Annotated in this window: 23 protein-coding genes; 22 read left to right on the plus strand and 1 reads right to left on the minus strand. The window is 63.3% G+C overall.

Features of this window, described 5'->3' with window-relative positions:
• The first annotated feature begins 232 nt into the window (after positions 1-232).
• The 3 genes from istA (at position 233) to I0Q12_RS06770 (ending at position 3,726) form a co-directional block, all read left to right on the plus strand.
• Positions 233-1,867 (plus strand): IS21 family transposase, encoded by a 1,635-nt coding sequence (istA, locus tag I0Q12_RS06760; RefSeq protein WP_197251211.1) that lies wholly within the window; start codon positions 233-235, stop codon positions 1,865-1,867.
• A complete protein-coding gene (istB, locus tag I0Q12_RS06765; RefSeq protein ID WP_197251212.1) occupies positions 1,864-2,667 on the plus strand; it encodes an IS21-like element helper ATPase IstB in 804 nt (267 codons plus the stop codon). Before istA ends, istB begins: the two co-directional genes overlap by 4 nt.
• Before the next feature lie 165 nt (positions 2,668-2,832).
• Positions 2,833-3,726, plus strand: coding sequence for a LysR family transcriptional regulator (locus I0Q12_RS06770; RefSeq protein WP_197251213.1), 894 nt, complete (start codon positions 2,833-2,835; stop codon positions 3,724-3,726).
• Positions 3,727-3,770: 44 nt separating this feature from the next.
• On the opposite strand, the gene I0Q12_RS06775 is transcribed toward I0Q12_RS06770, so the two are convergent.
• Entirely contained in the window at positions 3,771-4,058 is a 288-nt protein-coding gene (locus tag I0Q12_RS06775) for a helix-turn-helix transcriptional regulator (RefSeq protein ID WP_197251214.1), read from the minus strand.
• A 383-nt stretch (positions 4,059-4,441) separates the two neighbouring features.
• Here I0Q12_RS06775 and I0Q12_RS06780 point away from each other — a divergent pair, with 383 nt between their 5' ends.
• From I0Q12_RS06780 to I0Q12_RS06870, 19 genes are all read left to right on the plus strand, one after another.
• The gene (locus I0Q12_RS06780) at positions 4,442-5,767 is read left to right on the plus strand and encodes an MFS transporter (RefSeq protein ID WP_197251229.1); all 1,326 of its coding nucleotides are present in this window, start codon (positions 4,442-4,444) and stop codon (positions 5,765-5,767) included.
• Positions 5,768-5,836: 69 nt separating this feature from the next.
• Entirely contained in the window at positions 5,837-6,403 is a 567-nt protein-coding gene (locus I0Q12_RS06785; protein WP_197251215.1) for an OsmC family protein, read from the plus strand.
• Between the two features lie 2 nt (positions 6,404-6,405).
• Complete coding sequence (locus I0Q12_RS06790; RefSeq protein WP_197251216.1) at positions 6,406-7,998, plus strand: AMP-binding protein; 1,593 nt, start codon at positions 6,406-6,408, stop codon at positions 7,996-7,998.
• On the plus strand, positions 7,995-8,822 hold the full coding sequence (locus I0Q12_RS06795; RefSeq protein ID WP_197251217.1) for an enoyl-CoA hydratase/isomerase family protein: 828 nt from the start codon (positions 7,995-7,997) through the stop codon (positions 8,820-8,822). Before I0Q12_RS06790 ends, I0Q12_RS06795 begins: the two co-directional genes overlap by 4 nt.
• Positions 8,823-8,962: 140 nt before the next feature.
• Complete coding sequence (gene ccrA, locus I0Q12_RS06800) at positions 8,963-10,249, plus strand: crotonyl-CoA carboxylase/reductase (RefSeq protein ID WP_231610157.1); 1,287 nt, start codon at positions 8,963-8,965, stop codon at positions 10,247-10,249.
• Positions 10,250-10,292: 43 nt separating this feature from the next.
• Positions 10,293-11,276: an NADPH:quinone oxidoreductase family protein gene (locus I0Q12_RS06805; RefSeq protein WP_197251219.1), complete on the plus strand. Its 984-nt coding sequence runs from the start codon at positions 10,293-10,295 to the stop codon at positions 11,274-11,276.
• 45 nt (positions 11,277-11,321) lie between these two features.
• Positions 11,322-12,143, plus strand: coding sequence for an enoyl-CoA hydratase (locus tag I0Q12_RS06810; RefSeq protein WP_197251220.1), 822 nt, complete (start codon positions 11,322-11,324; stop codon positions 12,141-12,143).
• Between the two features lie 17 nt (positions 12,144-12,160).
• The gene (locus tag I0Q12_RS06815; RefSeq protein WP_197251221.1) at positions 12,161-13,321 is read left to right on the plus strand and encodes an iron-containing alcohol dehydrogenase; all 1,161 of its coding nucleotides are present in this window, start codon (positions 12,161-12,163) and stop codon (positions 13,319-13,321) included.
• Positions 13,322-13,340: 19 nt separating this feature from the next.
• Positions 13,341-14,888 (plus strand): CoA-acylating methylmalonate-semialdehyde dehydrogenase, encoded by a 1,548-nt coding sequence (locus I0Q12_RS06820; RefSeq protein WP_197251222.1) that lies wholly within the window; start codon positions 13,341-13,343, stop codon positions 14,886-14,888.
• Positions 14,881-15,978 carry an enoyl-CoA hydratase/isomerase family protein gene (locus tag I0Q12_RS06825; RefSeq protein WP_197251223.1) on the plus strand — a complete coding sequence of 366 codons (1,098 nt, stop codon included), beginning with the start codon at positions 14,881-14,883 and terminating at the stop codon, positions 15,976-15,978. Before I0Q12_RS06820 ends, I0Q12_RS06825 begins: the two co-directional genes overlap by 8 nt.
• Positions 15,979-16,348: 370 nt before the next feature.
• On the plus strand, positions 16,349-16,621 hold the full coding sequence (locus I0Q12_RS06835; RefSeq protein WP_307846079.1) for a DUF3311 domain-containing protein: 273 nt from the start codon (positions 16,349-16,351) through the stop codon (positions 16,619-16,621).
• On the plus strand, positions 16,618-18,222 hold the full coding sequence (gene mctP / locus I0Q12_RS06840) for a monocarboxylate uptake permease MctP (protein ID WP_197251225.1): 1,605 nt from the start codon (positions 16,618-16,620) through the stop codon (positions 18,220-18,222). Before I0Q12_RS06835 ends, mctP begins: the two co-directional genes overlap by 4 nt.
• Positions 18,223-18,247: 25 nt before the next feature.
• On the plus strand, positions 18,248-19,060 hold the full coding sequence (locus I0Q12_RS06845; RefSeq protein WP_197251226.1) for an enoyl-CoA hydratase/isomerase family protein: 813 nt from the start codon (positions 18,248-18,250) through the stop codon (positions 19,058-19,060).
• Positions 19,057-19,806 (plus strand): acetate--CoA ligase family protein, encoded by a 750-nt coding sequence (locus tag I0Q12_RS32180; protein ID WP_231610158.1) that lies wholly within the window; start codon positions 19,057-19,059, stop codon positions 19,804-19,806. The genes I0Q12_RS06845 and I0Q12_RS32180 overlap by 4 nt, the downstream gene beginning before the upstream one ends.
• Before the next feature lie 10 nt (positions 19,807-19,816).
• Complete coding sequence (locus I0Q12_RS32185; protein ID WP_231610159.1) at positions 19,817-21,148, plus strand: CoA-binding protein; 1,332 nt, start codon at positions 19,817-19,819, stop codon at positions 21,146-21,148.
• A gap of 110 nt (positions 21,149-21,258) precedes the next feature.
• Entirely contained in the window at positions 21,259-22,398 is a 1,140-nt protein-coding gene (locus I0Q12_RS06855) for an MFS transporter (RefSeq protein WP_231610160.1), read from the plus strand.
• Positions 22,296-22,715, plus strand: a complete 420-nt coding sequence (locus tag I0Q12_RS35070; RefSeq protein ID WP_374068600.1) for an ArsR/SmtB family transcription factor — start codon at positions 22,296-22,298, stop codon at positions 22,713-22,715. The genes I0Q12_RS06855 and I0Q12_RS35070 overlap by 103 nt, the downstream gene beginning before the upstream one ends.
• 86 nt (positions 22,716-22,801) lie before the next feature.
• Complete coding sequence (trxA, locus tag I0Q12_RS06865; RefSeq protein ID WP_307846080.1) at positions 22,802-23,269, plus strand: thioredoxin; 468 nt, start codon at positions 22,802-22,804, stop codon at positions 23,267-23,269.
• A gap of 390 nt (positions 23,270-23,659) precedes the next feature.
• Positions 23,660-23,998, plus strand: a complete 339-nt coding sequence (locus I0Q12_RS06870) for a carboxymuconolactone decarboxylase family protein (RefSeq protein WP_231610161.1) — start codon at positions 23,660-23,662, stop codon at positions 23,996-23,998.
• Positions 23,999-24,184: the final 186 nt, after the last annotated feature.

Consider the following 24,184-nt stretch of genomic DNA (forward strand, 5'->3'; position numbering starts at 1 on the left):
CGCCCAAGGGAGTTGCCGCTGCCGCGGCCGGCCGGGTCGTTCTTCTCGTAACCGAGGTGCTCGGTCTGTCGTCTGCCATGAGCATGGGACCGGTGTGAGCTGATTTTGCCAGGGTGATGGGACCACCTGGATTGCCAGTTATGGGACCACCGGCGCGCCTTGCCGGTGGTCTCGTCGTTTGCTCGTTCGATCGTCTGTGACAGCTCAAGCGAGGTCGCGGAGGTAGACGGGCATGGCTTTTCGGGAGATCAGTGTGAACGAGATCAGAGAAGTACTGCGATTGTGGCTCGGGACGGCAGCTCTGCCGGCGCCTGGGCTGCGCACGATCGCAGACCACGCCGGGGTGGACCGCAAGACCGTCCGACGCTACGTCGACGCCGCTCAGTCTGCCGGGCTGACGAGAGGCGGCACCGCAGCCGACATCGATGACGAGTTGATCGCTGCGGTCGTCGATACCGTGCGCCCCGACCGGCCTCATGGGCATGGTGCGGCATGGGAACAGTTGGTTCCTCACGAGGAACAGATCACCAGATGGGTGGCAGGAGACGGTGAGCAGAAACCACTGACGATCACCAAAATCGAAGTGCTCCTCGCCCGCCAAGGCTGTGTAGTGCCGTACCGGACGCTGCACCGGTTCGCTACCGAGCGGTGCGGTTTCGGCCGTAAGGACCTCACCGTTCGAGTCGTCGACGGAGATCCGGGTGTCGAATGCCAAGTCGACTTCGGGTATCTGGGGATGCTCACCGACCCCGAGGACGGTCGGGCCCGGAAGGTCCATGCCCTGATCTTCACCGCCGTGTACAGCCGACACATGTTCGTGTGGTTGACCTATTCGCAGACGCTGGCGGCGGTGATCGCCGGATGCGAGGCGGCATGGACGTTCTTCGGCGGGGTCTTCGCGGTCCTGATCCCCGACAACCTCAAACCTGTCGTCACCGCCGCAGATCCGCTCACCCCGCACTTCAGTGACGGTTGGCTCGACTACAGCAGTCACGTCGGATTCGTCACCGACCCCGCACGGATTCGCTCACCGAAGGGCAAACCCCGTGTCGAACGCGCCGTTCAGTACGTGCGCGGGAACTTCTGGGGCGGTGAACGCTTCACCGATCTCGCCGAGGCACAGGATGCGGTTGTTCGGTGGTGCAGCACCACTGCGGGCATGCGTATCCACGGCACTACCTGCGCACGGCCGCTGGAGGTCTTCGACGCTGCCGAACTGCCCATGCTGTTGCCGGTGCCGGCGGTCTACGATGTGCCGATCTTCAAGGACGTGAAAGTGCACCGCGATTTCCACGCAGAAGTCGGGCGGGCGTTGTATTCGTTGCCGCACCAGTGGATCGGATCGACGCTGTCGGTGCGCGCCGACACCGAACTGGTGAAGTTCTATCACCGCGGCACCCTGGTGAAGATCCACCCCCGCACGCCGCCGGGTGGACGGAGCACCGACCGCGCTGACCTGCCCGAACACAAGTCCGACTACGCGCTACGTGATGTCACCGCCCTGATCGCCAGGTGCACCGCGTACGGGCCGAACATCGGGATCTACGCCGAACGCATCCTCGACGATCCGCTGCCGTGGACGAGGATCCGCAGCGTCTACCGTCTGCAAGGACCGGTCCGCCGCTACGGAGCCGAACGGGTCGAGCAGGCCTGCTCACTGTCACTCGACCTCGACGTCGTCTCGGTCACCAAGATCGCCTCGATGCTCGAACGCGCCACCGAGAAGACCTCGCCGGATCTACCTAAAGCAGTCGGACACACAGCATCACGATTCTCACGTGATCCGTCCGAATTCAACACTGCTGCAACTACACCCGCACTGTCAGTCGTCGGCGACAGCGCCGAGAACACGGAGACCCACCGATGAGCACCCACACCCGCACCGCTGCCACCGAACCTGTCGGCACCGACATGATCCGACTGCTCAAAGCCCTCAAACTCGGGGCGTTGGCCGACACGCTGCCCGAACGTGCAGCCCTGGCCCGTCAACACGAACTCAGTCACATCGGGTTCCTCGAAGTGCTCCTCGCCGACGAAGTAAGCCGACGTGAATCACGTTCGGCGACATTGCGAGCCACCGAAGCAGGACTTGACCCGGCGATGGCGTTCGATACCTGGAATGCACTCGACGATCTGCGCTACGACCGGACACTCCTCGGAGATCTGACCTCATTGCGGTTCCTCGACAACCAGCAGTCCGCGATCGTCCTCGGCCCCGTCGGAGTCGGCAAGACCCATCTGGCAACAGCATTAGGGCACATGGCAATTCGTCGACGACACAGTGTCCTGTTCGCGCGATCGGACAAACTGTTCACCCGGCTCCGCGCAGCCAGACTGGACAACACCGTCGACGCCGAGATCCGCAGGTTGACCGCAATCGACGTCCTCATCATCGACGACTTCGCGCTGCGACCGCTCGATGCCACCGAAACCAACGACTTCTACGAACTCATCGTCGAACGGCACAAGAAGAAGACCACGATCGTCACATCCAACCGCGAGCCGTCCGAGTGGCTGACGATGACCGCAGACACCCTCCTCGCCCAATCCGCGATCGACCGGTTGACCTCCAACGCCCACACGCTCGTCGTCGAAGGACCGTCCTACCGTCAACGCACCCGCCCCGGTGCGGTTGACGCCAGCATCGACAACACGCATCCTCAATAACGCGCCACGGTGGTCCCTACCCTCTGGCAATCAGGTGGTCCCATCAACCTGGCAAGCGACATTCAGCGTTCTACTGGTGCGAATTGGAGGCGAAGCGAGGTCGCTCCAGTCTCGGAAAGCGCCAGGCGACGCAGCGTCCGCGTTTGGTTTCGATAGGCTTGCCCCATGTTGTCTGCAGATGACCTCAGACTCTTCGCGGAGGTGGCGCGCCGAGGCAGATTGACCGAGGCTGCCACACACCTCCAGATAAATCACACCACCGTCAGCCGGCATATCACGCGGCTGGAGCGTGCGGTCGAGAGTCGGCTATTCGATCGAACGTCGGATGGTTGGGTCCTGACCGACGCCGGGCTCCGCCTTCTAGTACACGCCGAGGCCATCGAGTCGACTATGCGTGTGGCGCAAGAGGATTGTTTGTCCCAGGATTCCTCGTTGTCCGGCCATATCCGTGTTATTGCTCCTGACGGCTTCGGAGCGTATCTGCTGCTTCCTGGACTCGGAGAGTTTCAACGCCACCATCCAGATCTCACGGTCGAGGTGATGATGGCGAACCGGCACGCGTCCTTGACCCCTCGCGAGTTCGATCTTGCGGTCACAATCGAACGCCCTCAGGCGCGGGCCGTGACAGTTCGGAAGCTGGCAGACTATTCACTTGGGTTCTATGCCTCGCGCGCCTATCTCAAGCAGCACCTGCCCGTGAGAAGTGCTGAAGACCTCTATGATCACGTGCTGATCTGGTACATCGACTCCGCACTGGATCATCGAACGTTCAACCTGCTGTACGAGGTCCTACCCAACGCGCAGGCACGAATCCAGACCAACAACATCGCTGGGTTCATCCAGGCGGCCGAGGCAGGGCTGGGAGTGGCACTGCTGCCTTCGTTCATCGCAGACGAAAACCCTCGACTGAAGAAGATCGAAGCAGTTACCACGAAGATCGAAAGCAGCTACTGGATGTCGTTTCCGCGAGACCTCGTGAGACTGGCGAGGGTGCGCATGATGGCGGAGTGTATTTCACAGATCGCCGCGACCCAGCCGGGTCTTTTCACCGAACGGTAGGTTCGAGGCGAGTGGCATGAGTCATGTACACCCGTGACTTGTTGTCACCCTAAGGAATTCAACGCATCTGCCACGGCACGAACGGTCTCCGGCCGGTAGGTGTAGTGGAAGTTCCGGCCGTCCTTGCGGACCTGAACCAACCCGGCGGTACGAAGAGCCTTTACATGGTACGAGACGGTCGACGCGGATACATGAGATTCCTCCACGAGGTCCGTGCAGGCCATTTCGTCGACTGCGGCGATTCGCCTGAGCAGATCCATGCGCACCGGGTCGGCGAGCGCTTTGAGTGTGTCCACCAGCTCGTCAAGCGTCAGTGCGGATGCGTGAGTCACGAGAGACGTCCCATTCTTCGAAGCTTCTACAGGTGGAGAATGCTCAAACTATATCCCACCCCTCGCACGGTCGATGCTCCGCAGGCCGAAAACATGCCCTCTTGCTGCTGTTCTGCATATCTGCAGAGGCCTGCTCAGCTTTGGTTATTGCCCTCACCATCAGCCCGCAGTGAGACTTGAGACACAACGGAGACGGGCACGAACGCCGATCACAGCGTGACGAGCCTTCTGCCGGCCCCAACCTTTGAGGCTGCCCGAGCGGCCTATGACAACCACAACCACATCCCGACCTCGTACACGACGGTCGGTTCGGACGAGAGGAGGCCCGGCCAATGGGCGCACAAGCGCAGTCGTCGGGTGGAACGAAATCCAACTCGCCGCGCATGGTTGCACTGGGAAGCTTTGTCGGTACCACGATCGAGTGGTACGACTTCTTCCTCTACGGCACTGCTGCGGCGCTGGTCTTCAGTCCCCTGTTCTTCCCCGACGTCAGTCCCGCCATCGGACTGATCGCCGCCTTCGGTACCTACGCCGTGGGTTTCCTGGCTCGCCCTTTGGGCGGCATCGTTGCCGGTCACGTCGGTGACCGTGTCGGTCGTAAGTCCATGCTCGTGGCCTCACTGCTCATCATGGGAATCAGCACGACGTTGATCGGTCTGCTCCCCTCTCATGCCTCGATCGGCATTTGGGCACCGATCCTGCTGCTGATCCTTCGGCTCGTTCAGGGCTTCGGTGTGGGAGGCGAATGGGGTGGCGCCGCCCTGATGTCAGTGGAGTCTGCACCACCGAACCGCCGGGGGTTCTACGGAAGCTTTACGCAGATCGGCGTCTCTGCCGGCATGCTGCTCGCAGTCGGTGCTTTCAGCATCTCTCGCACCCTCTTGGACGAGGAGACCTTCCTCGCCTGGGGATGGCGGGTCCCGTTCCTCATCAGCGGCCTGCTGGTTTTCGTGGGCCTGTTGATCCGCATCGGACTCTCGGAGCCCGAGAAGTTCGCGGAGATGAAGCAGAAAGACACGATCGCTGACAAGCCCGTCGTCGAGCTCTTCCGCAACGAAAAGCGCGCCGTCGTCCTGACGACCGGAATGCGGTTGTCGCAGAACGCTATCTACTACCTGTATACGGTGTTCGGAATCGCCTACATTGCTCGAAGTCTCGGCGCAGAAAGCAGCATCGGCCTCAACTCCGTACTGATCGCTTCCACCATCGGCATCGTCTCCGTGCCGGTCTGGGCGCTGCTGTCCGACAAGTACGGTCGGCGACCCCTCTACCTCTTCGGTGCCGTCACCAGTGCGCTGTTCATCGGACCGTTCTTCATCCTCGCCGACACCGGAAACCCGGTACTGATCACCCTTGCGATGGTCATCGGTTTGAACTTCTTCCACGACGCAATGTACGGTCCGCAGGCGGCCTTCTTCTCCGAAATGTTCTCCACCGGAGTGCGATACAGCGGCGCATCAGTTGGATATCAGATCGGTTCGGTCTTCGCCGGAGGCTTCTCTCCACTGATCGCGACGTCGCTGCTCGCGCTGAACAACGGCAGCCCGTGGTTGGTGGTCGGATACTTCACCATCCTCAGCATCATCACCGCCGTCTGCGCCTACCTTGCTCCTGAAACCAACAACAAGGATATCGACGCGGACCTTCCACCCTCGGCACCGCTTTCGACGTCCTCCGGACAGGGAATGCCCTCACCCTCCAACGTCTGACCCATATTCCTCGGTCCGAGTTCTCGGACTTCTCACCAAGTAACGAACGACAACGAAAGGCGCAACCCCATGACCACCTCTTCGACCACCATCAACGGTGTCGACAAGCAGGCTCTCGACGCGACCATCGACGCAGTTCGCCAGACCCCGGCACTGGCACAGGTGACCTTCTCCCTGAACTCCGAATGGCTCGACGGTTGCCACCAGCGCTCCACCACCGGAGATCTGCACCAGAACGGGGACTTGGTGAGCACCCGGGAAGCTTCCTACGTACTCGAGTCCGATGAGCCGGCCGCACTGCTCGGCACCGACAAGGCGGCCAGCCCGGGCGAGTACGTCCTGCAGGCACTCGCCGGTTGCTACGCCGTCACCTACGCAACGAACGCTGCCACCCGGGGTATCGAGTTGTCCTCGCTGAAGCTGGAAATGCAGACCGACTTCGACCTGCAGGGGTTCCTCAACCTCGACGACAGCGTGCGCCCAGGAGCGCAGGAGATCCGCATCAACGTTCACGCCGAGTCCCCGAACGCCTCGGCCGAGCAGCTGCAGGAACTTACCGACGCTGTGCAGAAGCGCTCGCCCATCCGGGATACCCTGGCCAACCCGGTCCAGGTCGTCACCACCCTGGTGAAGTAGTCATGTTCTCCCTGACCGTCGACCACCTGCTGTGGCGGATGAGCAACGTGCATCCGACCGCGGAAGTGGTGAATGTCAAATCCGGCACCGAGGGCTCGGGGATCACTCGATACTCATTCCCCGAGGTGGCACAGCGAGCGCGATCGTTCGCATCCGCCGCGCATGCCGCCTTGGGGATCGGGTCGGGCGACACAGTCGCAGTGCTCGCATTCAACACCGTTGAGCATTTCGAGGCCCTGCTCGGTATTCCACTGCTCGGTGCGGCTGTCAACAGCCTCAACGTTCGACTCGACACCGAAGTGCTAATCGACCAGGCGCTCAATCCTCGACCAGCCGCTGTAGTTGTCGACGACGAGATGATCGATCACCCGACTCTCGGAGAGAGCACACGCAGCGTTCTGACCGCGCTCCGCGTCGCCGACGTTCCCCTCATTGCCGTGGGCGATCGCGATTGGGCTGGGCTTTCCAGCAACTTCACGAGATACGACGATCTGGTCACCGCAGGACATCAGATCACTGGGCCGGCGCCGGTCACGGACGAGAACGCCACAGCGTACCTCTTCCATACGAGCGGGACGACAGGCAAGCCGAAGAGCTATCCGGTCAGCCACCGGGCCGTGGTGTTGCACGCATTGTCGCAAGCAACTGCATCGGCAACCGGCCTGCGTGGAAACGACCGAGTGCTTCCTCTTGCCCCGTTCTTCCACGTTAACGGCTGGGGACTGCCGCTGACCTCCGCACTGACCGGCTCGTCATTGGTTCTGTGCGGCGGAGATCTCGGCGCCGACCGTGTCGCCGCAATCCTTGATTCAGAGTCGGTCACCGTCGCCGCTGCGGTCCCCACCGTCTGGCACGACGTGTGCGCGGCAGTCTCGGCAGGCCGAGCGCCGAGGCCGCAAGCCCTCCGCGAGGTATTCAGTGGGGGAAGCGCGGTTCCACAGCCTGTTGTGGATGCTGTTGCCGCCGTCCTCGGCGCCACGGTCGGTACCGCCTGGGGCATGACCGAAACCATGGCGTGCAGCACCTACGAGCGGCTCGAGCCCACCACATCGGCTGGAAGCCCGATCCCGCTCGTCGAGATGCGCGTCGATTCCTCCGGATTCAAGCAAGAAGGAACGGGGCCCACGATGGGTCGGCTGGAGGTCCGGGGCCCGTTCATCGTCGGTGCCGCCGACGGCGGATCCGAGTGGCTCGACACCGGCGACATCGCCTCCATCGACGACCGGGGGCGCCTTAGCCTGCACGATCGAGCGAAGGACCTGATCAAGTCCGGAGGCGAGTGGATCGCCTCCGCCGAGCTGGAGCAGTACCTGTGCACCCATCCAGCAGTTTCCGCCGCGGCCATCGTGCCGATCGCACACCCGCGGTGGATCGAGCGTCCGGTCGCATACATCGTGTGCTCCGCCGACGGGGCCGGCGAGGTCGAGACCACACTGCGCACGTACGTCGGCGAGCGGTTTCCGCGGTACTGGATTCCCGATCACTTCATCGTCGTCGACGAACTACCGAAAACCGCTGTGGGCAAGGTCGACAAGGCCCGCCTACGACTTCAGGCATCCACTGAAACTGAAATGCAAAGCGAGGCAATAGCATGAGCACTCCCACTGACGATCTGGTCCGCACCGAGTACCGCGGCGAAGTCGCCTGGTTGACGATCAACCGGCCGAAGAAGCTCAACGCGCTCTCGGTCGAGGTCATGCAGGAACTGTCCCAGGCATTGACCGCCGCCGAAGCGGATCCGACGATCAAGGTCGTCGTGCTGCAGGGTGGGGACAAGGCCTTCAGCGTCGGCTATGACATTGCCCAGGAAGTCGAGATGGGCGTCTCGACAGCGGAGCAGTGGCACGCCGGCCTGACCAACAACATCGGCCTATCCATGCAGGTTTGGCGGCTCAAGAAGCCCGTCGTCGCCGCCGTGTCCGGCTGGGCGCTTGCCGGCGGATGCGAGCTCGCTATGGCCTGCGACCTCATCGTCGCCTCGGACGACGCCCAGTTCGGCGAACCGGAGATCCGCTTCGGCTCCGGCCCAGTGACGCTACTGATGCCGTTCCTGCTCGGGCAGAAGGCGACCAACGAACTCCTCTACACCGGCGACATCATCGACGCCGCACGTGCCGAGACTCTCGGGATGGTGAACCGGGTGGTCAGCAAGGCCGATCTCGAGCAGACCGTCGATGTCCTCGCGCGCAAAATCGCGCTGACTCCGCTGTCCATCCTCCGGTACACCAAGCGGACCATCACTCGCGCCTACGACGCGATGGGCCTGACCAGTGCAGTGGAGTCCAACCTCGACCTCGCTGCCGTACTGAACTCCGCCGAGACGCCGGAGCGAGCCGAGTTCAGTGAACTCGTGGCGACGAAGGGACTCGGCGCTGCGTTGGCCTGGCGCGACAAGCGGTACGGCGCTGTCGAAGGGTGATTGCGAGACCGATTGCACGAATGCCACTTTCGTGCAATCGGTCCACCCGGACTCGCCGACTGGACATGGCTGAGGTCGGCGGGTTGGCAAACCGGCACACATTATAGTTTGATACTTTTACAATTATTTGAGTTTAGGAGATGACGGTGACCGAAGTAATGGAGCGTCAGGTGGTTTCGGACCCGACGACCGACGCCGTGGAGCCGGGAACCCTGCCCCCGCTCGGGGTGGTTCCGAAGAACATGCACGCACAGGTCGTGCGTCCGGAGCGCTACGGCGACCCGGCCACGGCGTTCGCCCACGAAATCGTCGAGACCCCGCAGCTGGGCGCCGGTGAGGTGCTCATCGCGGTGATGGCGGCCGGCGTCAACTACAACAACGTCTGGGCCGCCCGCGGGTACCCCGTCGATCAGGTCGCGACTCGGCAACGACGCGGCGAAACCGAGGATTTCCATATCGGTGGCTCGGATGCCTCCGGCATCGTTTACGCCGTCGGTGAGGGAGTCAGCGGGATCGAAATTGGTGACGAGGTCGTCATCCATCCCGGTGTCTGGGACGAGAACGATCCGTGGATCACCTCGGGCCGCGACCAGATGATCGCTCCGAGTGCGAAGATCTGGGGCTACGACACCAACTACGGTTCGTTCGGCCAGTTCGCACGCGTTCAGGCTCACCAGGTGCTGCCCAAGGCTGCACATCTGAGCTGGGCCGAAGCTGCCGCACCCACCCTGGTGGGAACGACCGCGTACCGGATGCTGCACGGCTGGCAGGGCAACACCGTCGCGGAGGGCGACCTGGTCCTGGTGTGGGGCGGCTCCGGCGGTCTCGGCACTCAGGCGTGCCAGCTGGTCAATGCGGCGGGCGGTAGGGCCGTCGCGGTGGTTTCCGACGGCGAGCGCGGCGCGTTCGCGATGAAGTACGGGGCCATCGGCTACATCAACCGTCGCGAATTCAACCACTGGGGTATTCCGCCGCTCGTCGACGATGCCGCGGGTCAGAAGGCATGGACCGCAGGTGCCCGCGCGTTCGGGAAGAAGATCTGGGAGATTGCCGGCAGCCGCGAAGACCCCGCGATCGTGTTCGAGCACCCCGGCGCCGCGACCATCCCGACCAGCATCTTCGTCTGCCAGCCCGGCGGAATGGTCGCGATCTGCGCTGGAACCACCGGTTTCGACGCCATGGTCGATCTGCGTTACCACTGGACCCGCCAGAAGCGCCTCCAGGGCTCGCACGGCACGAACGACGAGCAGGCCATCGCCTACAACCAGCTCGTCCTCGACGGAAAGATCGATCCCGTGCTCGGCCGCGTCCTGGCGATGGACGAGATCGCCTTCTCCCACGCCCAGATGGGCCGCGGGGAAGAGGTGTTCGGTAACACCGTGCACCTCATCGGCGCCAAGACCCCCGACGAAGGCCGACGAGCCTGATCAGGGCTCGACACAGCAGAACTTCTGAGCAGAGGTGCACAAGATGTCGCGCGCGTGGAAAGTCCGCGAGTATGGAGAACCCCACTCCGTCCTGCGGTTGGAACAGACCCCTCACCCGATCCCCGGCCCGGGGCAGGTTCGTGTTCGAGTAGCGGCCGCATCGTGCAACTTCGCAGACGTTCTGCTGTGCCGGGGTGAGTATCAGCAAAAGCCTTCCCCCCCTTTCACTCCGGGGCTCGAGGTCTGCGGTCGAGTAGACGAACTCGGCGCTGGCGTCGACACTCAGCTTCTGACCAAGCGGATTGTCGGGCAAGCCCTCCTTCCGCACGGCGGCTTTGCCGACTACACGCTGATGAACGCTGCCGACATCCACCCGGTGCCACACGGCATCGACGATGCCACTGCCGCCACCTTGCATCTGACCTATCTGACGGCATGGCTTGGATTGCACCGCCGGGCCGAGATGACCGCAGGTGATGTGGTCGTGGTGACCGCCGGCGCCGGTGGAGTCGGCTCGGCAGCCGTTCAGATCGCCCGCGCAGGTGGAGCGACGGTGATCGCGATCGTGTCCGACCCGGACAAGGCCGCTACCGCGACCGCTTTGGGTGCAGACGTGGTCATCGATCGCTCCCACGTCGATGTGGTCGAGGCAGTCAAGGCCGCAGCCCCGAACGGAGTCGACATCGTCTTCGACTCTGTTGGCGGCCGAGCATACGACCAGGCAACGAAGTACATCGGTTTCGAAGGTCGAATCATCGTCGTCGGATTCGCCAGTGGCACCATCCCGAAGCCACGGCTCAACCACGCATTCGTCAAGAACTACACCATCGCCGGACTTCATTGGTCGTTGTACACCGAGCGGTGCCCGGAACTTGTGCGCACTGCTCAGCGCGACATTTTCGATATGGCTGCCAACCGCCTGATCGATCCACTCATCACCTCGCGTGTCGACATCGGTGATCTTCCCCGCGCACTCCGCGAACTCGCCAGCGGAACGACGCGGGGAAAGACGGTCGTCACCGTGTGAGACGCGTCGATTTTTCAACCCGAGTAGAGAGAAGAGGTTCTACAGATGACCTCCCTTGCTGGAAATGCCCCCGCCGTCAGGGATGAGCAGGACGGGTACGAATTCCTGCGCGTGGAACGACACGGTCCGGTGGCGGTGATCACGCTCAACCGCCCCAAGGCGCTCAACGCGTTGTGTGACGCGCTCACCGTCGAGCTCACCCGCGCTCTCGACGACACCGAGGCCGACGACAAGATCGGCGCCGTGGTCCTGACCGGCAGCGCCAAGGCTTTCGCCGCGGGCGCCGACATCGCCGAGATGCGCCCGAAGTCGTTCACCGACGTCTACCTGGAAGACTTCATCACCGCCAGCTGGGAACGCGCCTCGACGGTGCGCAAGCCGATGATCGCCGCGGTCGCCGGTTACGCGCTCGGTGGCGGCGCAGAACTCGCCATGAGCTGCGATTTCATCATTGCCGCCGACAACGCGAAGTTCGGCCAGCCGGAAATCACCCTCGGCATCCTGCCCGGCGCCGGCGGCACCCAGCGCCTGACCCGCGCTGTTGGCAAGTCCAAGGCAATGGACATGGTCCTAACCGGCCGCATGATCGACGCCCAGGAGGCAGAGCGCATCGGGTTGGTCGCGCGGATCGTGCCGGTGGACGACCTGCTCGACGAAGCCATCGGTGCAGCAACGACGATCGCCGAGTTCTCTCGCCCTGCGGTGTTGATGGCCAAGGAGTCGGTCGATCGCGCCTTCGAGACGTCCCTCGCAGAGGGCTTGCGTTTCGAGCGGCGGATGTTCCACGCCGCGTTCGCTACCGAGGACAAGGCAGAGGGGATGTCCGCCTTCCTCGACAAGCGCAAGCCGTCCTTCACCAACCGCTGAGCCAGGAGGATTTCGACATGGCTGCACGTATCGCTCTGCCGCGCATCATGCGCATCGGTGGCGGCGCGGTCGCCGAGATCGGCGACGTCGTCTCCGGTCTCGGATTGTCCCGTCCGTTGGTTGTTACCGACTCCTTCATGGTCTCGACCGGGGCCGCCGAGCAGATGATCAAGAATCTTGAGGCGGCAGGCCTGGCGCCGCGGCTGTTCGACGGGACCGTTCCCGACCCGACCACCGAGTCTCTCGAGGCCGGTCTTGCCGCCATCCGCGAACATGACGCGGACTCGGTCATCGGCTTCGGCGGTGGTAGCCCCATGGACACCGCGAAGGCCCTGGGCCTGCTCGGCGAACAGGGCGGGCAGATGAGCGCCTACAAGGCTCCGCGGGACAACACCGGGCCGGCGCTACCCATTGTCGCCGTCCCCACCACGGCGGGAAGCGGTTCGGAGGCAACTCAGTTCACCGTCATCAGTGACAGTGTTTCCGACGAGAAGATGTTGTGCCCGGGTCTGGCGTTCCTCCCGATCGCGGCGGTGATCGACTTCGAGTTGACGATGTCGATGCCGCCGAGACTGACCGCCGACACGGGAGTCGATGCACTCACCCATGCCGTCGAGGCCTATGTCAGCAAGAAGGCCAACCCCTTTTCCGACAGTCTCGCGCTCACCGCGATTTCCACCATCGGCCAGTCGTTGCGCCGTGCCTACGAGGACGGAAAAGACACCGACGCCCGGGCCCGCATGATGCTGGCCGCCACCCAGGCCGGTATCGCGTTCTCGAATTCGTCCGTCGCCCTCGTGCACGGGATGAGCCGCCCGATCGGTGCGCACTTTCACGTCGCACACGGACTTTCGAACGCGATGCTGTTCCCCGCAGTGACGGCGTTCTCGGTCCGCGCGGCGGAGTCGCGGTATGCGGACTGCGCCCGCGCCCTCGGCGTCGCTGGTCACGAGGTTTCCGACTCGGTGGCAGCCGACAACCTCGTCGCCGCGCTGACCGACCTGTGCAGCGATCTGAAAGTCCCTACCCCGAAGGACTACGGCATCGATAAGGCCCGGTGGGACGAGCTAATCCCGCTGATGGCCGAGCAGGCGATCGGATCGGGGTCACCGAACAACAACCCGCTCGTCCCGACCGACGCGGAAATCCGCGATCTCTACGCCCAGATCTACGGCTGACCAACATCAAGGACCACAGATGACTTCCACACTCCCCCACTCTTCGAACGGGACCGCCGCGACCGGTCGGGCCGTTGACATCGACCACTACATCTCCGGCAAGGTCGACGCCCGCCGGGCTAAGCGCCGTGCCGACGTCTACAATCCGGCCACCGGCCAGGTGACCGGACGCGTGGCGATGGCCACCGCCGCCGACGTCGACGCCGCCGTGGCATCGGCCTCCGCGGCCTTCCCGGGCTGGTCGGCGACCCCTGCCCACATCCGTGCCCGCATCCTGTTCAGGTTCCGCGACCTCGTCGAGCAGAACGCGGACCGGCTCGCGGAGATCATCACCTCCGAGCACGGCAAGGTGCTCTCCGACGCCAAGGGCGAGGTCATCCGAGGCCTCGAGGTCGTCGAGTTCTCCTGTGGGATCCCGCAGATGCTCAAGGGTGAGTTCTCCGAGAACGTCGGCCGCGCTGTCGACGGGGTCACCTTCCGCCAGCCTCTCGGTGTCGTTGCCGGGATCTCGCCGTTCAATTTCCCGGCCATGGTGCCGATGTGGATGTTCCCCGTCGCTCTGGCCTGTGGCAACACCTTCGTGATGAAGCCATCCGAGAAGGATCCCACCCTTTCGGTCGAACTTGCCAAGCTGCTGACCGAAGCCGGCCTGCCCGACGGTGTGTTCAACGTTGTGCACGGCGACAAGATCGCGGTCGACGCCCTGCTCGCACACGATCAGGTCGAGGCCGTCAGCTTTGTGGGCTCCACCCCGATCGCCGAGTACATCCACACCACTGCCTCCGCGGCCGGCAAACGCGTCCAGGCCCTCGGCGGAGCGAAGAACCACATGGTGATCATGCCCGATGCCGACCTCGATCAGGCCGTCTCGGCTCTGATGGGTGCTGCCTACGGATCTGCGGGCGAGCGCTGCATGGCGATCTCCGTCGCCGTCCCGGTCGGTGAGGACACTGCCAACGCCCTGCGGGAGCGTCTGGTCGCCGCGCTCGCCGATCTGAAGGTGGGTCCGGGTACCCAGCCCGACGTCGAGATGGGTCCGCTGGTCACCGGCGTGCACCGCGACAAGGTCGCCTCCTACATCGAGATCGGTATCGAGGAAGGCGCCGAACTCGTCGTCGACGGTCGTGCGCACCTTCCGGCGAACGCGGGCGAGGGTTTCTTCCTCGGGGGAACTCTGTTCGACCACGTCACCCCGTCGATGCGGATCTATCTCGAGGAGATCTTCGGACCGGTTCTGTCGATCGTGCGCGCCGCGTCCTTCGAAGAGGCCCTGCAGCTGGTCAACGATCACGAGTTCGGCAACGGCACCGCCATCTTCACCGCGGACGGGAACACCGCCCGCACCTACCTTGCACAGGTCAAGGCCGGCATGGTGGGCATCAACGTGCCGATCCCGGTCCCGATGGCGTTCCATTCCTTCGGCGGCTGGAAGCGCTCGCTGTTCGGTGATCACCACATCCACGGCCCCGAGGGCGTGCGGTTCTACACCCGCAACAAGACGGCCACCACCCGTTGGCCGAACGACACCCAGGTCCGCACCGACTTCTCCATGCCCACTCATGAGTGAGGTGCGGTTCGGCAGCTGTGGGTACACCGTGGCGCCCCTGACATCGGCTGCGACCAATCGAACGTCGCCCGAGGGCAATTCCGAACAGGCCGAGGTCTGGTACGTCCGGCAGGGGTCGATCGGTCGGATCATTCTCAACCGGCCGAAGGCACTGAACGCACTGACCATCTCGATGGTGCACCAACTGCACCTCGCGCTGGACGAGTGGGAGGCAGATCCGGGATCGGCGCTGGTTCTGGAAAGTTCGAGTCCGAAGGCCTTCTGTGCTGGTGGGGACATTCGCCAGATTCGGCAGAACACGGTCGATGGGGCTCATCACCTCTCCGAAGAGTTCTTCTCCTCGGAGTACCGCCTCAATGCCCGTCTCGCTTCTCTGCACACCCCCCTCGTGTCGCTCATCGACGGGATCTGTATGGGCGGTGGAATGGGTCTGTCGGTGCACGGCGCCTTCCGCGTCGTCAGCGACAAGGCCGTGCTCGCGATGCCGGAGACGGCGATCGGGTTCTTCCCTGATGTGGGTGGCAGCTACTTCCTGTCCCGGCTGCCGGGCGCCCTCGGCACCTACCTGGGGTTGACCGGGTACCGGATGGATGCAGCCGATGCGGTGTACACCGGGCTTGCCACTCACCGGGTACCTGAGGTGAGTGATGTCGTGCATGCACTCGGTGAGGTTCCGCAGTGGTCGGTCGACGAGGTGTTGCGGGCGCTGGCGCCGGATGGTCCAACCGCGCCACCGAAGCTGGCTGGGCATCGTGACGAGATCGATTGGTGCTTCGGTGCACCGACCGTCGCGGAGATCCGTACACGACTGACTACCACCGGTGGCGTATGGGCCAAGAAGACCCTCGGGACTCTTGGGGAGATGTCGCCGCAAAGCCTCGAAGTCACGCTCGCGGCGATCACTGCCGGCAAGCAGCAGAACCTCGAAGGATGTCTGCAGATGGAACTGCGGATTGCCACTCATCTGGCACGAACCTCCGATTTCGTCGAGGGAGTGCGAGCGGGACTGGTCGACAAGGATCGGTCTCCGAAATGGACAGACACCGACTTCGACTACTCGGCCGCTGGTCTGTGGAATCGTCTGTCCTGACGTACTTTTCAGTCAGAATGCGAATTCGGAGGGAGCGTTCGTGGTACAGCCGTCGACCGTGATCGTAGGTACGGCCGGTGTCAAGCTCGTGGTCTCCGGAGTCGCGACGTTGGCTCTGGTCCATCCCGAAGAGATGGACCAGAGCCTGTCGTCCTCTGCGACGGCAATGCTGCAGATCGCAGCATTCGTCATCGGCTCCCTACTGGTCGCTGTCGGGATCCTGTGCTGCGTATGGGCACAACCCCTGTCCCGATACGTTGACGACCCGCCCATGTAGCGGTTGCGGGACGCCGCGTCGACGCTGTGTCCTCGGGTGGTGCAGCAATCGGCTCACCCACCCCAATACTTCGATAGATTTGTGAGCATCCAAGTGAATCAATCACCCCCCACCGACACCCCACGGGCGACGGTGCCGGCCCCTCGCCTGTCCTGGCCCAAACGCCTCACCTGCGCCTTCTTCGTGCTGACACCTGTGGTGCTCGCACTCGCTGTCCCGCTCTACCAGCGCACCACCCCGGAACTGGCCGGCATTCCCTTCTTCTACTGGTTCCAGATGGCGATGGCTGTGGCCGCTGCATCCGGGTGTGGCATCACCTACTTCCTCGCGTTCCGGAACGAGCCGGAAGGAATGGAAGCACCATGACTTTCAACGCAGTCACCTTCGGCGTCTTCCTCTTCCTGTTCCTGCTCGTCACCGGCATGGGATTCATTGCGAGCCGATGGCGCCGCGCACGAGATGCTGACCAGCTCGAAGAATGGGCGCTCGGAGGTCGCGGGTTCGGCGGATTCATCACCTGGTTCCTGCTCGGTGGTGACCTCTACAGCGCCTACACTCTTATCGCCGTCCCCGCCGCAATCTTCAGCATCGGAGCGTTCGGCTTCTACGCGATCCCCAACGCCGTCGTGCTGTACTCGCTGGGATTCCTGTTTCTGCCCCGCCTGATCCGACTGGCCCACGCGAAGGGCTACGTCACCCTCACCGACTTCATCAACGACCGCTTCAAGTCTCCGGCACTCGGGCTCGCCATCACCCTCACCGGTCTGTTGGCCACACTGCCCTACCTGGCGCTTCAGCTCGTCGGCCTCGAAGTCGTGTTCGCGTCGATGGGTATCAAGGCCGACATCACATCGAGTTGGCTCGTCCGTGAACTGCCGCTGCTGATTGCCTTCGGAGTCCTTGCCGCATACACCTACTCCTCCGGTATCCGCGCACCGGCGCTGATCGCGTTTCTCAAAGACGGTCTGACGTACATCGTCGTCATCGTCGCTGTGATCGTGATCCCCATCAAACTGGGCGGCTTCGGTCAGATCTTCGCCGACGCCGGTGAGGCCATCGCGGCGGCCTCCGGATCGGTACTGTTGTTTCGCGCCGCGATCAGCGTGAACGCCAGCGTCTACATGACGCTCGCACTCGGATCGGGAATGGCGTTTTTCCTCTACCCCCACGCCATCACCGGCGTCTTCGCAGCTCGTGGCGCCAAGACAGTGCGGCGGAACATGTCGGTGTTGCCCATCTACACCGTTCTCCTCGGTTTCGTCGCCCTACTCGGCATGATGGCACTCGCTGCGGGAATCAATCCCATCAACGGCAATCCCCAGTTCGCCGTGCCGCAGCTGCTGCAGGAGATGTTCCCGTCCTGGTTCGTCGGTGTCGCCTACGCCGCCATTGCGATGAGCGCCCTCGTCCCTGCAGCGATCATGGCCATCGGCGCCGGCAACCTTGTCAGCCGAAACATCATTCGACAGTTCTCCAAGTCCGAAACATCGAACAAGCGGGAAACCGACATTTCCAAGATCGTGTCGGTCCTGGTCAAGCTCGGTGCCCTGGTATTCGTTCTCACCCTCGACAGCCAGTTCGCCCTGAACTTCCAGCTGCTCGGCGGGATCTGGATCCTACAGACGATACCGGCGGTCCTGCTCGGACTGTTCACCGAACGCTTCGCCGACAAGCGTGCACTGCTTGTCGGATGGGCTGTCGGCATCGTCTACGGCACGGTGGCCGCATACAACGTGTCCTCGCCGAAGGCCGAGCACTTCGGCGGATCCACTGCGTCGCCGTTCTTCCTGTCCTCCCCGATGTACATCGCCGTGTCCGCGCTCATCCTCAATCTCGTCGTGGTGCTGGTCTGGAGCACGATCTCCACCATTTCCCGCCGAACGCACCAGATCAACACCAACCCGCCGGCAGCCGTGCAGGGCCAGAGGACCGACACCGACCCCGCTGCCGTTGCCCCGGCCAAGTAATCCTCGACTGAAAGGCTCGATACACATGTCCGCCAGCATCATCCGGACCGATGACGGTCCGGTGCGAATCCTGACGATCTCCAATCCCGCTAAGCGCAACGCTTTCAGTGACGACATGGCTCCTGCGCTGAAGAAGCAGTTCGTGGAGGCCGATCAGGATCCGTCCGTCCGCTGCATCATCGTCACCGGCGGCGAGGACATCTTCTCCTCCGGACACGACTTGCAGGAGGTGCTGCACAACCCGGAGACCGCCGGTGACCCGGAAGCGAACGCCGCCTTCACGATCCCGACGGAGCTGGGCACCCCTGTCATCGCCGCCGTCAACGGCGCCGCCTATGCCGCAGGCTTCATCCTGGCGCTCAACTGCGACCTGCGGATCGCCGGCCGCAACGCCAAGTTCTGCGCAGTCGGTGCGCGGATCGGTCTAGTTCCCGTCGGCGGTCAGCTCAGCCGGCTGCTGGACGTTGTGACCTACCCGGTGGCGTTCAAGATGCTCGCCACTGCCTCCCCGGTCGGTGCTGCAGAAGCACTCGAGTCCGGATTCGTCACCGAGGTTTGCGACCCGGCCGAAACCCTCAACCGTGCCCTCGCGCTTGCACACGAGATCGCTGAGGTGTCGCCGGCCGTCGTCCGGGCGATCAAGACCGGCCTGCGCGTGACCATGCACGACGGGCTCGGTGCCGGCAATGCACTCGAACCGCTCTTGGCTGCCGTGGTACGCGCATTGCCCGACGGCGACGAAGGGGTGCAGTCGTTCCTGGAAAAGCGACCGCCTCGGTACCCGAATGCACCTGCTGATCTGCAGGACATGCTTGACAAGGCAGGAGCGACTCGATGACCCAGCGTCTCCGGGAAGATACGGTCCGCGACCTCGCAATCCGGTACGGCGTCGCAGCCAACGCGGTAGCCTTCGCCGCCACAGCCGACGAAGCAGGCAGGATCGCCGAGTCGATCGGCCGGGAGGTGGCGATCAAGCTCGTCGCCGACAACGTGGTGCACAAGAGCAAAGCCGGTGGGGTCCTGCTTGCTGTCGCCCCGGAGCAGGCTCGCGAACGGACCGCCCAGATGCTTGCGGCACAGCAGGCCGCCGGCGCGCAGATTCGTGGTGTCACCGTCGAAGCAATGGTTGACACCGGAATCGAAGCCGTCGTCGGTGGACTGGATGCCGACGGCTTCGGTCCGGTGGTGATGTTCGGCCACGGCGGGGTCGACATCGAAACCCTTGACGACGTCGTCTTCGCGCTCGCACCGATCGATGAGAACGACGCCCGGCAGATGATCGCGCGTACTCGGTTGGGCCAGGTCATCGCCAAGCGCTTCCCCGACCGACTCAACGATGTCGTCGACATGCTCCTCGCCGTGGGGGGGTGGGTCCGGACTTCTCCTCAACGAGGACGTCACCGAAGTCGATTTCAACCCCGTCGTCGTCACCGCCGACCGCATCGTCGCCGTCGATGCCCGTGCGACCGCACTCGACGTGACGGCCTGCCACAACCGTCCGCTTCCCGATCCGGCCAGCAGTTTCGAAGCACTCCGGCCCGCGATCTATCCGACGTCGATCGCCGTCATCGGCGCTTCGGCTGACGAACGCAAGATGGGGTTCCGGGCGGTGCGCAGCCTTGTCGACTTCGGATACACCGGGCAGATCCTGCCGGTCAGCAGCAAGAACCCAAGCATCTACGGGGTCGGCACCGTGCCCAGCGTCGACGCCCTTCCTCCGAATATCGATCGCGCCGTCATAGCGCTGCCGGCAACCGCAGTTCCGGACACGCTGCGGGCGCTCACCGAGCGCGGGACCCGTACCGCGCACATCCTGACCGCCGACACCCCACGGTTCACCGACGTTCTGGCAGGGACCGGCCTGCGGGTCCTGGGCCCGAACTGTATCGGCCACTACACACCGTACGAGCAAATGACGATGATCTCGACCGCGGCGTCGAGCACCTCTCGCGGACATCTCGCGGTGGTGTCCCAGTCCGGTACCTACGCCGGTGACGTGCTCCGGCGCGGAACCGAACTGGGTCTCGAGTTCAGCTTCGTCAGCTCCGTCGGCAACTGTGACGATGTCAGCCCCGCAGAGCTTCTCGCATTCTGCGAGGCAGATCCACGCACTCACGTCGCAGCGTTCTATCTCGAGGACGATCGCTGGGCCGGCGAGTTCTTCCGTCTCGCTCGCACCATGACCAAGCCCGTCGTCCTGTTCAAGGGTGGCCGCACCGCAGCTGGCGGCGCGGCTGCGGCATCGCACACCGGTGCCCTCGCCAGCGATCCACAACTTCTCGAAGACGCCGCCCGCCAGGCAGGAGTTCTGCTGGTCGACGATCTCGATCAGCTCCTCGACGTTCTCGCTGCGCTGCAATTCGTACCCGAGCTCGTTGGCGACAACCTCGCTCTGGTCGGCAGCGGCGGAGGTGTTGCGGTGGTCGGGTCGGACCGCGCCGACCGATGGGGGTTGACGATGGCGCCGTTCGGCGAGACCACCCGGGAAAGGCTCGCGGTGTTCGAGGCCCCGGGGACAAGCTTGTCAAACCCGATCGACATCCCGATCTGGTCCCTGTTCGACGAGACCGGAAGTTTCACCGGATCGATCATTTCCGCTGTCGCGGCCGATGAGTCGATCGACTCGATCTGCGCCTTCCTCGATCTGGGCACCGTATTCGATATGCAAGATGTCGAGTCTGGGAACAAGCTGGTGTTGTCTCTGACTGAGGATCTGGTCGGCGCGGATCGCGACGGGACGCCACTGGCGCTGGTCCTGCGCAGTGGCTTCGACCAGAATCAGGACGAACTCGTGCGTCAGCTCCGCCGGACCGCGGCCGCTGCCGGCGTGCCGCTGTTCGACTCCGTCGACCGGGCCATCGATGCACTCGGTGGTGTCCGCTGGCTGACTCAGCAGGGCAAGCGGGCCGGAGGCATCCTGCAATGACTCGACACGACGCCGGGAGCCCCACGATCCCGGAGGATCCAGCGGCGCAGTCCCGGGGACAACGACCGGGACTGGCTCTTGCGCTTATCGCCGCGAGCACGTTCCTGTCGATGAGCGTGTGGTTCTCGGCGTCGTTCGTCGTTCCGCAACTGACCGAGGTATGGCACCTGTCCGCCGCGGCCTCGTCGTTGCTGACGATCGCAGTTCAGATCGGGTTCGTTGTCGGGGCACTTACCTCTGCTGCGACCGGCCTCGCCGATGCGGTGCCTGCCAGGTTCTTGATCTCTGCTGGTGCCCTCGGCGCCGCCGTGGCGAACCTCGGGCTTTTCTGGGTGGACAGCCTGGCGACCGCTCTGCCCCTTCGTCTGGTGACAGGGGTATTTCTCGCCGCGGTCTATCCGCCAGCATTGAAAGAGGTCTCCACTTGGTTCAAAGCCGGACGAGGAACGGCGTTGGGTGTGATGATCGGGGCGTTGACGCTCGGCTCTGCCCTGCCTCACCTGGTCAGCTCGTTCGGAGCGTTCCGCTGGGAAGGCGTCATCGTTGCTACCACGGTCATGACAGCCGGCGGTGGCTGCCTCATCCTGCTCCTGAGAGGTGAGGGTCCCTACCCCTTTCCGAGCCGGCCGTTCAGTCTCCGCGCCTCGCTGGCGAGCTTGAGAAACAAGCACGTGGCCCTGGCGAACCTGGGGTACATGGGCCATATGTGGGAGCTATACGCAATGTGGGCCTGGGTCGGCGCCTACATCGCCGCACTTCCAGAGATCACCGCCCGTTCGAACGCCGGCGCCACCGCATCGGCACTGTCGTTCCTGTGCATTGGTGCAGGCGCGCTGGGGTGTTTCGTCGGTGGGAAACTCAGTGACCGATTCGGGCGGGCACAATCTGCACTGTGCTGTCTCATCTGTTCCGGCGCAGCAGCAAGCGCACTCAGCATCGTCGGAACCGGACCCCTACCTATTGTCCTCGCGCTCTGCGTCTTCTGGGGATTCTGGGTAATCGCCGACTCCGCTCAGTTCTCCGCCGTCATTACCGAGCACGCAGACCCTGTCTTCGTCGGTGGCGCAGTGTCGATCCAGCTCGCTCTCGGCTACCTCACCACAACCGTGAGTCTGTGGTTGGTCCCGGTCCTCGTCCAGAACTGGTCGTGGTCGATCGCCCTCGCAGCGCTCGCCGTAGGCCCAGCGGTCGGTGCGGGCGCCATGGCCCTCCTCGCGTTCTCCCCCGGCATCAGAGACTCCGAAACCTGATCGGAGAGGACTTGTCCCCGTCACACACCCACTCGAACATCGAGGTACTGTCTGATGTTGCACGTGTACTCGCAGACCCCGTACGGCTGCAACTACTGGCTATCATCGGCGCTGCCCGGGAAATCTCGTGCACCCAGTTGGTTGCCCAAGCCGACGTCACCGCATCCACCGTGTCCTACCACATCAAGATGCTCACGGAAGAAGGCCTGGTGAGCATCATCGTCGACGGACGCCGTCGTTATGTCCGATATGAGCCGCATCACGTGCGTCAGTTTGCCCGGTCCATCACAGCGCCAGGATTGTTCGGCGGAAACTAGACCGCGCGGAATCCGCTCCGGCCTATCGGTCTGCAATGGTGCGCAGGCTAGTGCAGAAATCGTTATTGCCTCACCAGGTTTCATGCATGACGATGATTCAAGATCGTGGCGAGGAAACCTGGACGACCGCTTCCGGTCATATCCGCTGTAAACCAGTACCGAGCACGGCGTACACCCGCCTCATCGCACACCAAGGAGAGGGAATTCTCGTGGCTACACAGGAACTCACACAGCACAACTTCGACTCGGTGATCGCCGAGAACAGTGTTGTGATCGTCGATTTTTGGGCTTCCTGGTGTGGACCCTGCCGAATGTTCTCCCCCATATTCGAAGAGGTATCCGCCCTGCACGAGGACGTGGTCTTCGGAAAAATCGACACAGAGAAAGAGCAGGCCCTCGCAGCGGCTGCCCGCATCACCTCAATACCCACAATTATGGCGTTTCGCGACGGCACACTTGTCTACTCCCAGCCCGGCGCCATCCGGAAAGAAGCACTCAACCGGCTCGTCTGGCGTATCAAGGAGATGACGCTCGACGCCGCGGAAGCCGACTGACCCGTACATCCAGGAACTCAGATGCCAGCAAAAAATCCCATCCGCCCTGAAAACCGCACTCTCCGCTCCGCAGTGGCAGAAGACCGACACTTCGTCGAGTTTGCACGGCGATGGCGCCCTTCGGAGGACCACCGAACGACGAAATCTTCGTGCGGTTCGGAATGCCTCGGTCTCGATACAACCACATGGTCTGGGAATCTCTCGTTCATTACGGCATCGAACTTCAGCCGGAATCGTTTCGCATCTATGCAACCGCCTACCCGTCCCCGCAGGCCAACTCGTATGGAGCGGCACGCCCAGCCCTACGCCGGGTTGCATCCGCTCTGAAAAGGAAGGCGAGTTGAACCTCTCGCACTGAACAACTGCACCCGATCGAAAGGACAAGTTCGTATGACGCACAACCATCGTCACGCTCCACTCGGCGCCGATCTGGCACCCGAAATGGGTGCAGCCGTTGCCGCATTCAACTCTGCCGTGTTCACCGGACCGGGCGATATACCGCGCAAATATCGCGAATTGATCGCCATCGCAGTGGCACTGACAACCCAGTGTGAATCCTGCATCCGATTCCATACCGAGGACGCACTGGCCCTCGGTGCAACCGAAGAAGAACTCGCCGAAGTCACCTACATTGCCGCTGCGATGCGCTCCGGTGGTGCACTCGTCCACGGAATGAAAGCGCTCTCCGTTGCCGCTCGTTCGAACATGCAGGCCACACGCGTGAGCTGATCGCAAGCCTCTGGAGCTTCGAGAGAAGCGAATGGGACGGGTGACGGCGTGGCCTGAGCGCCGAGCCACCGGCTACAACCCGGGATTCGAGGCGTAGTTGACGATTCCGTTGTGCTTGGTGACCGTGGATTCGACATGCGTGCCGGTGGTGTAGTCGTCGACGAACAACGTCATCGACTCGATCAC

Origin of the sequence: Rhodococcus sp. CX (assembly GCF_015865005.1) — a bacterium.
GTDB lineage: Bacteria > Actinomycetota > Actinomycetes > Mycobacteriales > Mycobacteriaceae > Rhodococcus.